12 protein-coding genes are annotated in these 12414 nt (G+C 49.2%); 3 read left to right on the top strand and 9 right to left on the bottom strand.

Features of this window, described 5'->3' with window-relative positions:
* Nucleotides 1-48 precede the first annotated feature (48 nt).
* Nucleotides 49-381 (bottom strand): hypothetical protein, encoded by a 333-nt coding sequence (locus ACZ5ZV_RS13910; RefSeq protein ID WP_464117708.1) that lies wholly within the window; start codon nt 379-381, stop codon nt 49-51.
* 286 nt (nt 382-667) lie between these two features.
* Nucleotides 668-985 carry a hypothetical protein gene (locus ACZ5ZV_RS13905; RefSeq protein WP_464117707.1) on the bottom strand — a complete coding sequence of 106 codons (318 nt, stop codon included), beginning with the start codon at nt 983-985 and terminating at the stop codon, nt 668-670.
* Nucleotides 986-1146: 161 nt separating this feature from the next.
* Here ACZ5ZV_RS13905 and ACZ5ZV_RS13900 point away from each other — a divergent pair, with 161 nt between their 5' ends.
* The gene (locus tag ACZ5ZV_RS13900; RefSeq protein WP_464117705.1) at nt 1147-2016 is read left to right on the top strand and encodes a PBECR2 nuclease fold domain-containing protein; all 870 of its coding nucleotides are present in this window, start codon (nt 1147-1149) and stop codon (nt 2014-2016) included.
* A 247-nt stretch (nt 2017-2263) separates the two neighbouring features.
* On the opposite strand, the gene ACZ5ZV_RS13895 is transcribed toward ACZ5ZV_RS13900, so the two are convergent.
* Both ACZ5ZV_RS13895 and ACZ5ZV_RS13890 read right to left on the bottom strand, forming a co-directional pair.
* On the bottom strand, nt 2264-3013 hold the full coding sequence (locus tag ACZ5ZV_RS13895) for a hypothetical protein (protein ID WP_464117704.1): 750 nt from the start codon (nt 3011-3013) through the stop codon (nt 2264-2266).
* Nucleotides 3014-3202: 189 nt separating this feature from the next.
* Nucleotides 3203-4639: a lipase maturation factor family protein gene (locus ACZ5ZV_RS13890; RefSeq protein ID WP_464117703.1), complete on the bottom strand. Its 1437-nt coding sequence runs from the start codon at nt 4637-4639 to the stop codon at nt 3203-3205.
* A gap of 118 nt (nt 4640-4757) precedes the next feature.
* On the opposite strand from ACZ5ZV_RS13890, the gene ACZ5ZV_RS13885 reads away from it, so the two are divergent.
* Complete coding sequence (locus ACZ5ZV_RS13885; RefSeq protein WP_464117702.1) at nt 4758-5033, top strand: hypothetical protein; 276 nt, start codon at nt 4758-4760, stop codon at nt 5031-5033.
* Nucleotides 5034-5072: 39 nt separating this feature from the next.
* Here the strand turns inward: ACZ5ZV_RS13885 and ACZ5ZV_RS13880 are convergent, their stop codons facing one another.
* Both ACZ5ZV_RS13880 and lnt read right to left on the bottom strand, forming a co-directional pair.
* A complete protein-coding gene (locus ACZ5ZV_RS13880; RefSeq protein ID WP_464117700.1) occupies nt 5073-7403 on the bottom strand; it encodes an endonuclease MutS2 in 2331 nt (776 codons plus the stop codon).
* Entirely contained in the window at nt 7381-9024 is a 1644-nt protein-coding gene (gene lnt, locus ACZ5ZV_RS13875) for an apolipoprotein N-acyltransferase (RefSeq protein ID WP_464117699.1), read from the bottom strand. The genes ACZ5ZV_RS13880 and lnt overlap by 23 nt, the downstream gene beginning before the upstream one ends.
* Nucleotides 9025-9168: 144 nt before the next feature.
* Here lnt and ACZ5ZV_RS13870 point away from each other — a divergent pair, with 144 nt between their 5' ends.
* Entirely contained in the window at nt 9169-9843 is a 675-nt protein-coding gene (locus tag ACZ5ZV_RS13870) for a hypothetical protein (protein WP_464117697.1), read from the top strand.
* A gap of 30 nt (nt 9844-9873) precedes the next feature.
* Here ACZ5ZV_RS13870 and ACZ5ZV_RS13865 read toward each other — a convergent pair whose 3' ends face one another.
* The 3 genes from ACZ5ZV_RS13865 to ACZ5ZV_RS13855 form a co-directional block, all read right to left on the bottom strand.
* Complete coding sequence (locus ACZ5ZV_RS13865; protein WP_464117696.1) at nt 9874-10443, bottom strand: hypothetical protein; 570 nt, start codon at nt 10441-10443, stop codon at nt 9874-9876.
* A 68-nt stretch (nt 10444-10511) separates the two neighbouring features.
* A complete protein-coding gene (locus ACZ5ZV_RS13860) occupies nt 10512-11084 on the bottom strand; it encodes a hypothetical protein (RefSeq protein WP_464117694.1) in 573 nt (190 codons plus the stop codon).
* Between the two features lie 122 nt (nt 11085-11206).
* Nucleotides 11207-12343: an ABC transporter substrate-binding protein gene (locus tag ACZ5ZV_RS13855; RefSeq protein ID WP_464117692.1), complete on the bottom strand. Its 1137-nt coding sequence runs from the start codon at nt 12341-12343 to the stop codon at nt 11207-11209.
* Nucleotides 12344-12414: the final 71 nt, after the last annotated feature.

The following is a 12414-nucleotide window of genomic DNA, read 5'->3' as shown; positions in this document are numbered from 1 at the left end:
GTCTATGGACGACATATTCCTTAAGTGTATCAAAAAGACACAGGACTATTAAGATGCCGGAGACTCCTCGGCAGGAATCTGGCCTTTGGGGTTGGGGCAGTGGTGTTTGAAATCCCCCGTGCGTCCGTAGCAGCGCCAAGTATCGATGTAGGTGACATCTTCATCCGGCGCCACCTGATGATAATAGCGATATTGAATATGATCTAATGTGCTTTCAACCAGACGAAAGTCTTGCGCTGGCGGGGGTGTCCCCGGAGGAGGAGCTGGTGTGTTGGCTGGTGCTCTTTTGCTGATCTTAAGGAGAAAGACGCGGTACTCAGCCTTTCCCAGGCTGGGCAGCAGAACAAAAAAGAAAGCCGATAAGAAAACCCGATATTTCACAAGTTCTCCTATCGGCTTTGCGGTGGGAACCTAAAAGGTGCCTGGTTGTTTTTTCTGGCTATAGCGCATTAATTCCATTTGACGCGGGCTCGCCAGAAAAAACAACCAGGCACCTTTCTTCCTGTTCAGGATAGCATTACAGGGGATGGGCGCAGCAAAATTGTCGATTGATGTCGAATTAGGACTCTAAGCTTTAGACAGAAATTTGAACTTCCCAAACAAGGTCACTAAAGCTTGATTGAACTGCTCAAGCTTTAGACGAAAAAAAGAACTTTAATATGCCGACTTAGTGGCTGTGTTCGTGATTGGCGCGAACGGTATTTTCCACAATATGGAAATACGCGCGAACCAGCATCTGATAAGACTCCGTATCGAGAGCCTGAAGATAGGCCATTTTCTCGAAGTAAGTCTTCTTCGCAATTAGCTCTGTCATGACGTCCTGGACCTTCTTCATCTTATCGAAGCTGTAGAAGTCCTTATCGTCGCTCACTTCCTTGAGCACTTTTGCGATGGATTGGTTGTCAAAAAGAACATGAACACCCATGGCTGAATGTGACAGCAAAGCTTCCATTCTTTCCAAACTTGTTTCTTCTAGATTGACCAAGAGAGCCTCCTGCTGACCTCTTAAGTCCGATGTTGAGGAATAAAACCCACTGTTGCAAGACCAAAAAGCGAACTATGACAGGGTTCGTCGAAAGTGTCCTTTTTCTAGTTGTTGGGACAAGGGAATCTCTCGATAATACAAAATGAAGGATACGAATACACATGGCGAAGACAAAGACCCGGGCTAAGAAGAAAACAACCACGACCACCTCCTCTGAAAAAGAGTACATCATCGTTGATGAGGCGGCGGGACTCATTTTTGAGAATGAAGAGGATCTTTTTGGGTATTTTAGAGAAGCCATAGATAAACTGGAAGCAGAGTACTCCTCTCTTCGTTCGCCAGAGGATTTCTCTGACGAAGAGCAAATTGCTCGTGAAAACTACCTGGAATCCACTTTGGATGAGCCAGATGAGGTGTGGATGGATGACAAAACCTTCGAGGACTTTGCCATTTATCACTTTATTCGTGGCTATGAGCAGGGGGACGAAGCTTTCAAGTATGTCGCCGTGGCCTATGTTTCCACGGAAGACGAGTACCCCACCTTCGTTTTCATCCATTTCCCATCACGTGACAGCCGGGTTTGGCAGAACTACCAGCGCGGCGAAATGGTTTATGACAGAAACTTCGAGCAAGTCTCCGGAGCCTCTGTCGAAGGCGATGCCATGGGCGAAGGGGATCCTTTGGCCGTGGGCCTTTATCAGGCCATGTTAAAAGTGCGCAGCGAAAAAGATATTCCTCAGGAAAAGTTCCAGGAATATGCAAATCTGCGCGAAGAAACCATCGAAAATGCCGACGAAATCTGGAGAAAGAACGACCTGGATGGAAACATTCTGGTCAGCTTTATCCGTGAATTCCCGGATCACGAAACCACGAAAGATTTAACCTACATTGCGGTGACTCAGGAAGATGAAGAGTCCAATGTGCATTCGCTGCTGTTCTCGTTCCCGACCACCGACAAGACTTTGGCGGATCGGTATCGGCAGGGCGAAAACCTGCAGGCCGAAGAAGTGAGCCAGGAGTCAGCACACTGACCGGCCGTTGAAAACGGTCCGCCTGCTGCGTTGTCGGGCGGCCTTCTCGCTCCGACGTGCATTGAGCACGCCTGCGCTGCGAGGGCCTACTCCGCCTTGCATTCGGGCCGTTTTGAACGGCCTCCGCTCTCGGTATTCGTGGGGGGCGTCGCCGCTTCGCTGGTCTGGGATGTGGGGGAGATTTTAAAAACAAAAAAACCACTCTGGGGGAAGAGTGGTTTTTTTGTTTTTAGGGGGTGGGCTTTTTTTAGAAGCAGAAGTTGTTGGCCATGGATTGGTATTGGGAAGTGGAGAATTGGCCGGCGCTGCTTTTGAAGGGGTGCAGGGCTTGCAAGACACCCGCGCGGCTTGCGCCGTTGTCGTTAGCGTAGTCGGCAGGGTTTGCTGCGAACAGTGGCAACAGGGCGTCCATAGTGTTGATGGCTTTGTTTGTGGAGGCGTCGTAGTTAGCCACTTTCAAGACATCGTAATCACCATTTTGATCTTTAAGATCCACCAGGATGTTGACGTTGTTGAAGAAGTTTTGTGGATCTGTGTAGCCCATGCTGGAAGCCACGTTAACCACTTCGCTCCATTTCAAAGTTGTTTTCCAGCCCGTCAGGTATTGACCTGTGGATGGGTTCATCAAAGCAAAATTCAATGCAGAAGAATCCAGGTTTGTGTAACCGGATGGATTTGCCAACCATTTCCACATAGAGATATAGGAACCACCGGTTTTGAAGGATTCAGGCAAAGCGGTCAGGCGAAGATAAACATATTCCATGCGAACATATTTGTAAGAATCCACAAAGACTTTCAATTTACCAGTGATGCCATTTGCGGAACCTTGGTTGCAATAGGCCAGAGCTTTAGAATTTGCGCTTCCGATATCTTGAACCGGTGTACGGCTGGAGGAGTCCGTGGAACCAGCGACCTGGTTGCTGGAACCGCAAGCTGTCAAAAGAGACAGTGCGCCGAGTGTTAGAAGAGTTGTGAAGATTTGTTTCGCATTTTTCATAAAGCCCCCTGTTGCCAATCTATAAAGCAAGCCCGGTGCCATAGATCAGACTGAGACAAAGCAAAAAACACCGTGAATTCAGTAGCTTGAAAGAAAGACTCTTCTCAGGGTGATACGTTCCCAAGGTGATACGTCAAACTTCTGCAGAGGTGCCGCTCTCTGCGTGTCACTTTGCGCCCCCAGCCTCTTCTAGTCAGTGTCCCGCGTAAAGGTGGGGCCGTAAGAGCCCAGATGTTCACGCTGCCACCATGAACCTGAATTTCTAAGTTCACTCAAGTTAGTGAAGCGATACTCATATCGCTCAAATCGCAAATAGTGTGGTGCCGATCCCTTGAAGGGGTTGGTTTTCAGCAGAGCCAGGACATCCGGCGATTGCTCGAAGATCCTTGTAGCCACGTTTTGCAGCCACAGGTTTTCATTAAACCCTTCCAAGGCTGCGAACCACATCTGCCAGTCCAGCCGCGGTTGATGAGGAGCCACCAGGGTCGGCATCTTTTTCAGGTTGCCGGGCTTATGAAAGAACTCATAGTCCTGCCAGTGATGGCCGTCGTTACTGCCCTGTAAAATGATCTCGGGGCGGGATTTAGTCATCACGGCAAAAAGTCCATAGGGATTGTTGATACGAAAATGGTAGAGCAGGCGCATATAAGGAAGCATGAAGTTCAGTTTCTCGCTTTTTTCCCAAAGCGTTTTCAAAATCCAGAACAAGGACGCTGGCACCAAGATCAGCGCAGGAACAAGAGCCGCCTCCGTCGGAATTGTGCTGTGCTCAACCCAGTTGATTTTAAACCCCCATGAAGAATCCGGCAGCACCGCCAGGCACAGCCCCAGAGTCATCAGATTGAAGAAGCCAAAGTTGCCAGTGAGGATAATCAGAATCTGCAACAGCACCAAAAGCGCGACTGCGACCACTTGAGTTTTACCGGGAATTAATATGAAGAATGGCATCACAAGTTCAATAGTGAACATGACTGCGGCGCTCAGCCTTTGCAGGAACAGCGGAAGTTTGTGTGCAAAATAGGCCAACGGAGTCGGAAGTGGCTGAGTCCAGTAGTGATAGGTTAAGGCCGTCAGACTTTTCCAACTAGCATCCTTATGGGTCAGCTTCACCACACCCGACAGGAACATCAGTTTAAACAGTAGAAGAATGACCAACGCCAGAATCACCGGATGCAAACTGTGAGTTCCCAGGGGAATCCACTCCCACTTCCAGGGGGCGAAGAACAGTCCCAGAAAACCGAACTCCAGCAACAGGCTGTCCCATTGATAGCTTAAAAAAATCTGACCGCAGCTGACGAATGAAAGGTAACAGACAAAGCAGATCAGGAACATGATGCTTTGGCTGAACCCCAGAAATGCCAGAGATGAAGCCGTCATTCCGACAAAACAAAACAGCTTCAGCGTCAGATCACTGGAAGAAAACCAGAACAGACTTGGAATGTGATAGAATCGATCCGCTTTCAGTTCTTTATCCAGAATATTTAACAGATGATCGATGGAAAGAATGCCTTGAGTTCCAAAAAGTCCGAGGACCTGAGGCAACAAAGACAAAAACGCGATGAAGTAGGACAGAGCCAGCGTCTTGGATACAATCCAACTTGAAATGTTGTAGTCCTCAATTAACATAAGGGGCCTTTCCACTCTTGATTTCCGGCAGGTGGTCTGAAAAAGAATACCCTGCGGAACATCCTCTCTTTTAGCCTTATCTGGGTGCGATTTTTTTAACTATAACCCAGGAGAATCTATGAAAGCATTTGTTCTATCTCTCTTTGCAGCCCTGACCTTGTCAAGTGCCAGCGTGTTTGCGGCAGAAGAAGTTTTTGATCTTCAATCGGTGCCAGGCCCCTTTGTGGTCGAACCTATCTTTGAAGCCGAACGTCTAAGCTGCCCGGCAGAAACCACACCGATTGCCAAGTACTGCTGGAACACAGGCAAAGGTTGTTTTGTGAAGTGCGGAGTGGTTTGTCATCCGAAAAGGGAGGTTCCACCACCGGTACCAGAACCTCACTTTGAAAATTAAAAAGAAAAAGCCCCCGATGTTATCGGGGGCTTTGCTATTTTAAGACTCGCCAATTTCCACCCAAGTGATGCCGTCGCCGCCACCTTCAGGTGAGCCCGCTTTCCACTTCTTCACGTAAATCGAGCGAGACAAGTACGTGCGCACGGCGCGCTTCAGAGCTTCAGTGCCATGTCCATGGATGACCTTAATACGGTCTTCGCGTGCTTGTGCGGCTTTATCCAAAGCCAGCTCCAGTTCCTGCAAAGCATCCTCGACAGTTTTTCCACGCAGATCCAGTGTGCGGTCATCATCAGCCAGTGCCACAGTGATGTTGGAACTTTGACGAACCAACTGCGAAGTTGGATTGGACGGTTTGCCCGGTGCTTTGAGCACCGTCCAAGGAATCTGCAGACGCACTGATCCGGACAGGATCAGGACTTCTCCTTTGGAGTTGGGCGTGCTCTGCACGATACCGTCCTGGTTCAGGCTGGGTACAAAAATCTTTGATCCCGGTGGGAACTTCTTGCCAAATTCCTCGGCCGTTTCCGGTGCTCCTGGTTGTGTGATCGGTTTTGCTTTTACAATTTCAGGAAGTTTGTATTTGATTTCCTGCAAAGCCGTGTGACGTTTGAAGGTCTCATCCGCCTTGGCGTGCGCGATGGCTTCTTCAACTTTGCGCTCGGCTTTCTTTAAAGTGCGCTGCAACCATTCGTCTTTGTCTTTGTTGAATTGCTCCAGCATGCCTTCGTATTTGCGTTTCATCTCGGTGGCTTTTTTTGTTTCCTTACGCAGGTGGTCCTGCAAAAGCGAGATGTCTGCTTTCAACTGTTCAATCTGTTCCAGGCCTTCCAGACGTGCGCGAGTAGCTGGCGCCAGCACGTCCAAAGCACGCTGCACGATGGTCTGAGCCACACCCACACGTTTGGCAGTTTGAATAGCCATGGAATCACCGGGAATTCCGGCTAAGAACTGATAAGTTGGACGGCCCGTTTTGGGATCGTACTCCATACTTCCGTTCAGTACCCGGCTGCCTTCATCCCAGCCCGCTTTTAACGGCCCCAAGTGTGAGGTGATCACACCAAAGACGTCGTTAGCAGAGTAAGCTTCAATAAATGCACGGCCCAGGGCACTTCCTTCTTCAGGATCGGTGGAACCACAGATTTCATCAATCAGGATCAGATTGTCGCGGCCTTTGACGGAGGCCGCTTTGCCCAGGATTTTCAAGTGCGCGGCAAAAGTGCTGAGTTCTTCATCGACGCTTTGGGCGTCACCAATGCCGATCAGAACATTCTTAAAGAACGGAACCTTGGATGTTTCGCTGGCACAGATCGGAAGCCCGCAACGAGCCATCTGGGCAGCAAGGCCGATGGATTTTAAAAGCACCGTCTTACCGCCGGCATTGGGACCACTCAGCAGCAAAATGCTTTTTTGTCCTTCCAGCAAAACCGTGTTGGCAACGACCGGTTTGCCGGTCAATTGCAGCAGGGGATGGCGCACCTCGATCAGCTCCATGCTGTCGGTGGAAAACTCAATCGGGTGGGCGTTGACCATGTTGGCAAACTGGGCCTGTGCAAAGCGAAGGTCCGCATCTCGCATTAAAACCTGGGAGCTTTCAATGTCCAGGGACTTTGAAGAAAGATAATGTGAAAGCTCGGTCAGAAGCCTTTCAATCTCGTCTTCAATCTCCACCTCGATCTGGCGCAAACGGTTGTTGGACGGAATCACTTTTTCAGGTTCAATGAAAACAGTCTGTTTGGTTTGGGACGACCCGTGGATCACCCCTGGCAGATGGTGTTGCATCCCACTGCGCACGGGAAGAACCCAGCGGCCTTCGCGAGTGGTGACGTATTTATCCTGCAGGACATTTTCCATCTGATGATCGCGCACCAGGCGATCCAGGGTGCTTTGCACCTCGCGCGCCAGTCTTTCTTTTTCGCGGAAAAGACGGAAAAGGGTCTCGCTGGCATCCGATCGGATGTCTCCACTGGGGGTCAGGATCTGATCAATGGCTGAAATCGGTTCTTCAGCCTTCATCAGGCTTCCGTGAAGGCGCTGAGCCCAGTCGTTTTGTACCGGGTGCAGGGCTTCTTTCAACGCCAGGGCTTCAAGGCAGAAGCTGCGGACGTCTTTCATTTCCAATGTTTTTAGAACCGCCCGTTTTTTCAGGCGCGAAATCCAGGTCGAATATAAATCCAAGCTGGTCATGAACGGACGCACACCCTGATTTAATACTTCGGTGGCATGGCTGATTTCCTGGAAGCTCGCATAAGCTTCTTCGCGGGAATTCAGCGGACCGGTTTGCATGACGGCCTCACGCCCCATATCGCTGGTCGCGTGAGTCTTAATTTTTTCTAGAATTTCTATCCAATCAAGAACGACGAGATCTTGCATTGAGGGCTCCTCGGACAATAATGGCTCCCAAAATCAGAATTAACACGATCCAGTCCCAATGACCCCATTGGACATAGAACGTGACGGGAGCATTTTTTAAATACTTTATCACAAATTGACCGCTCCATTCTTCATGGAGCGGAGATTTTTGCAGAACATCACCATTGGCAAGAATGGCGGTGCTGATGCCAGTATTGGTCGAACGGACCAAGGGGCGGCGCACCTCAATCGCCCGGGCCAGTGTCATATAGAGGTGCTGATGAGGTTCAAATGTTTTCCCGAACCAGGAGTCATTGGTCACGTTGACCAGAATGTCGGCCCCTTTTTGGGACAATCCGCGTGTAAAGTTCGGATAAAGACCCTCATAACAAATCTGACCGCCCCAGCGGATTTTTCCTTCCGGGCGCTCCCAGGTCATGACTTCGGGACCATGGCCACGCCCGAAATTTGAAATGAACGGCAGAAGCTTCAGGATGAAGGGGAATTGTTCGCTCAAAGGCAGATATTCGCCGAAGGCCAGCAGTTCCGTTTTACGATACGGCTTGTCCAGGTTGTTTCCGTTGGGATCAATCAGGAACAGGGCATTGTAGGTGGAAGTGTCTTTTTTCTCATCCGTTTTAGGATCTTTGGAATAAGCTCCGGTGATCAGCGGTGTTTTCAGCGGAGCCAGTCCGGAAATCAGAATCTGAGTATTCTTGCGATCCAGCAGATGCTGGTCCAGATAGTCTGGGAAGGCGGTTTCAGGCCAGACCAGGATGTCGGTCTGCGGGAACTTTTGTAATGCCCCGAAGGATAGATCCAGGAACTTACGTGTGATGACTTCCTGATAACCACGCCCTTGCTCGGCATAGATCTTTTCCAGATTGCCGATGTTTGCTTGAACCACAGTGGCGCGGATTTCACTGTCAAAGTGGTTCCACTTTTGGCCGTGCCAGTACCCCAAAGCGATCAGGGCAGCAAAGGTCATCGCGAGCACAGAAAGCTGAGTCAGGGCCTTTTTGATATAGCTTTGCTTCAGCCAGATGTATCCCATCCAGGCATTGAAAAGCAAAGCCACTGCGGAAAGTCCATGGAAGCCTACCAGATCCGCAAGGTGATATCCCGGCATCTTCGACCAGATGAAAGTGTATCCTAAATGCCACTCAAAGATGACCGGCCAGATGCGCTCCAAAAGCGCGTGCAGCAAGGCGATGGCAAACAGGCTTTGCCCGCCACTTAAAGAAAAACGCAGGCGCAACCACGTTCCTGCGGCCACGGCGACAGGAATATACAGATGCATAAACGCACAAAAAAGAAGCAATGCCAGATAGGACACGGCCCACGGCAATTGCCCGAACTCGTGCGCGGTGTAGGCAATCCAGTGAAAACCAATCAAAGTCAGAATGAATTGTGTGACCCAGCCCGCCCAAAAAGATTTCTTAACAGAACTGTTTTCCTCAGTCGCAGAAAGCCAAAGCGGAGTGTAGCAAAAGATCAATGCCCACGGAGGAAAGGGGATGTAACTTGTGCCGACGAGAATTCCAGAGAGAATCGCCCAACGAAAATCGTAGGCTTTATGCTTGAAAAATTGAAACCATCTCTTCATCATGGTATTAGTAACATAAAGAGTGAGTGAGTCCACGTGAAATTGAAGATCAGATGCCCATCATGCGCGAAATTGTACGAAGTTGAGAGTGACGATATCCAGTCGGAAACGCCTCTATTTCAGTGCATTTCCTGTGAAAGCAGATTCAGTTTCGAATATCCTCCTCAGGACCCTCTGAATGTGATGTGCTTTAAGGTTTCGTTGGAGCCGGAAGAGACTCGGGAAGAGCCCCTTTCTGCGATCATGGAGAAGAGCGAACGAGTTCTTGCTGCTGAGCGCCAAGCTAATTCAGTCGTCGAGCCGGGCACTCAAGAGATGAAATCCTGCCCGAAGTGTGGAGCCTTAAACGGGCGTCGCGCGAAGGAATGTTATTCCTGCCATGTGATTTTCGAAAAGCTGGAAGGTCTGCCAAAGGATCCATCCTTGAAAGCGCAGCCAAGTCTGGTGCGTAAATGGAAAAACCTGGTTGAAAACTTCGAAAACGAAGATCTGCATGATGAATTCATCCGTTCCTGCCATCAGTTGGATGCGTTGCGTTTTGCGGTGCTAAAATACGAGGATCTGAAAGCGGCACAGGGGGGTGACCCGAAGTGTGACGAGATGATCGCGCGAATCAATTCCTTGATGATGATCGGTTTGTCTCAAAAACCGGTGGCCGGTGAGGCCGCTAAACCGAAATGGAACAAGTACCTTTATTGGGGGCCGTTTGGTCTAAGTGCCCTCTTGATTTTGCTGGGTATGATCAATCTAGGGCATCGCAACTTGATTGGCGTCGGTGTGGCGCTGGCTTGCATGACGGCGGGCTTGATTGTGATGATTAAAGGCAAGATCTCTGCCTCTGATTTTCTGGATTAAAAAAGGCTCCCGACCGGGAGCCTTTTTCATTTAAAGGCAATAGTTGTTTTCGTTAAAGTAGCGGTTGCACATGGACGAACCGTTCTGGCAGTCCGATGGCATGTTGGACCAGTAAGTGCCCGTTCTGGAGCAGGTTTTGGTGCCGCCATCTTTGACTTCGGCTAGGAACTCGCCTGTAGCGGTCACTTTGTCATTCAATGTGATTTTGTATCTCACAACGTTTTTGCCCGGATCCAGTAAAGGTTTTTGCAGCAATGTTGCGATCCACAGATTGATGGATTTTTTGCTTTGTCCTTTGGTGCTGTCATAGGCAATAGTTTTGGTTCTTTGCGAGCCATCTTGGTGTAGAGCTGTCAGCGTGACGGAGTCACCTTTTACACCCGTGGGACCAACGAAGTAGTCATATTCGCCCGAGGTCAGAATCTCTTCACGACAGATAAAAGAGCCGTAAGTTGGTCCCCCGGGAGAATTGGATTGGCAGTGAACGATGATACGTCCTTGTGCTAGGACCGCTGTTTTTTGATTTCCGTTTTTGAAGCCCACGTCGGCCTGAGTGCTCAGGCCAAATAAAAATATGAAGACAGATAGTACCGGTTTCATAAAAGTTCCCCTTCCTTTGCAAACAAGTCTGGCATTACCGGACCTGGATAGCAAGCCAGGAGAGCCTTTTACGGAATTGGGCAGAGTCTTTCTTTCTGACAGTGAATGATCTGGTCCCGCAGTTGGGTCATTTCATCCAGATTGTGTTCTAACTCATAATCAAATCCGACGGCTTTGCCGCCACGCTGGGAGACAGAAATAAACTGTGTCACGTACTGGAACTGTTCATAGGCGTACTTTTCTCCGGTGGCGGTGTTGATAAACTCCAACGGCTGGCCGGAGCCCAGGTGAGTCAGGAATCTTTTACGTTGTTGTTTGGCCTTGGTCAGGCCGTTTTTCAGGTTGCTGTAGCATTTCACTTCACCCACCATGGCGACTTTTTGAGTGTTCTTATCCAGAAGCACCATATCCAGTTCGCCAACGGTGCGGCCTTTTAAGTTATAGGCTACACCTACAATCACTTCATACTGAGGTGCCGGGTACTGCTCGGAAAATTCAGCGCGGGCCACTTCCTCACAGACGGCGCCTGGATCACGATAGTGCCGGGCTTGATTGCGGATTTTGTCGAAACTGGCGGCCAGGTCTGCCAAAGCAGAAGTTGAAAACAATAGTACAAACAACGAAGACAGAATTTTTGCCATAATTGAGGTCCCCCGAACGGATGGGGGTCAATGTGCCACAGCCAGGCTGAGTTATCCAGGTAAGGGCACTCGTTGGGGAAAAAGGAAAGGGCTGTCGAGAATCTAGACAGCCGCGACCCCTGTTATTTCCGGGCGGCTTTTTCTTTCTGAATTTCCTTTTCCACCCTGTCATAGATAAGCTTCATGCCATTGCGATTGCGTGCGGAGAGGGTCGGCCAGTAGATGGCATTTTTAAAGAGAAATTCTTTTTCCTTGGGGGCAACCGTCAGGGGTTTGTACCCCTCTGCCACATAAGCCCCGGGGACGGCCGAATAGCATTTGAGCTGATCAATCACTAATCTTCTTTGGAATTCCGGAGACAGGGAAAAATTCAGCCATTCCATCGCCAAAGTCTCAGCAAAGGCGGATCTTTTTACGGCCCGGGTCACTAGGAGGTAGTCTGTCCACATGGTGATGCCCTCTTTGGGGAAGGCAAAGACCCATTCTTTTTTTGGGTCGTCATGGACAGAGTGCGAAAAGCCCCATGCGGTGGTGAGAACACTTTTTTCAACCTCTTTGTCGTGGGGGACGCCTTGCCAGTAGGTCGCATTTTTTAACAACTGTTTCAGTCTTTTGGAAAATGCTTCGGACTTAAGGGATTCAACGTCGGCAATTTTATCTTTGGGTATGCCCAGAGAGAGGGCTGTTATGTAGATATTGCTCTCGTAAAACTCCTTGGAGATCGCAAACTGCTGGCGATATCTCGAATCCCACAAAATCTTCCAACTGTCGGGAGCTGTTTTGAAATACGCTTTTTTATAGAGAAGACTGTAGGCGCCAGAAGCAAATGGAACTCCATAAAGAAGGTTCTTATCAACAATGAAGTCATTGTTGATAAAGCTGTCCTCGACCTCCTTGAGATGGGGGAGAAGTTTTTTGTTGACGGGGATGACAAGCTTCTTTTGGATAAATGAAAATCTATCGTCGTGGATGAGGTTGTGGGAAGGGGAAATAATATCGGTTTCGTTGCCACGAACGCGATCAAAGAAATCGTTTGGTGAGTAAACATAATTGACCACCACCTTGATTTCTTTGTTGTATTTTTGCTTTATGAATTTCTTAAAATCAGCGACGGCCCATTCGGGCGCGTAGGGTTCCCACACATCCATTGTGAGAGTTTCACTTGCCAGAGCGTCTTTCCCACACAGGCACCAACAGAAAAGAACGGAGAGGAGTAATGGATGAAAGCGCATGGCAGTGATAATATCGAGAATTGCCATTTACTAACATTTAAAAAACAACTCTTAATAATTTGTAAGATAATGAAAATCAAGAGCAGGCGGGGATTGCC

The sequence above is a fragment of the Bdellovibrio sp. HAGR004 genome (genome assembly GCF_055397015.1).
The sequence above is the reverse complement of the archived record's forward strand: the minus strand, read 5'-3'. Positions and strand labels throughout refer to the sequence as shown.

Coding starts and splice junctions, on each gene's coding strand:
- ACZ5ZV_RS13900 (WP_464117705.1), top strand. CDS start 1,147: ATGGCGAAGACAAAGACCCGGGCTAAGAAGAAAACAACCACGACCACC.
- ACZ5ZV_RS13895 (WP_464117704.1), bottom strand. CDS start 3,013: ATGAAAAATGCGAAACAAATCTTCACAACTCTTCTAACACTCGGCGCA.
- ACZ5ZV_RS13890 (WP_464117703.1), bottom strand. CDS start 4,639: ATGTTAATTGAGGACTACAACATTTCAAGTTGGATTGTATCCAAGACG.
- ACZ5ZV_RS13885 (WP_464117702.1), top strand. CDS start 4,758: ATGAAAGCATTTGTTCTATCTCTCTTTGCAGCCCTGACCTTGTCAAGT.
- ACZ5ZV_RS13880 (WP_464117700.1), bottom strand. CDS start 7,403: ATGCAAGATCTCGTCGTTCTTGATTGGATAGAAATTCTAGAAAAAATT.
- ACZ5ZV_RS13865 (WP_464117696.1), bottom strand. CDS start 10,443: ATGAAACCGGTACTATCTGTCTTCATATTTTTATTTGGCCTGAGCACT.
- ACZ5ZV_RS13860 (WP_464117694.1), bottom strand. CDS start 11,084: ATGGCAAAAATTCTGTCTTCGTTGTTTGTACTATTGTTTTCAACTTCT.
- ACZ5ZV_RS13855 (WP_464117692.1), bottom strand. CDS start 12,343: ATGGCAATTCTCGATATTATCACTGCCATGCGCTTTCATCCATTACTC.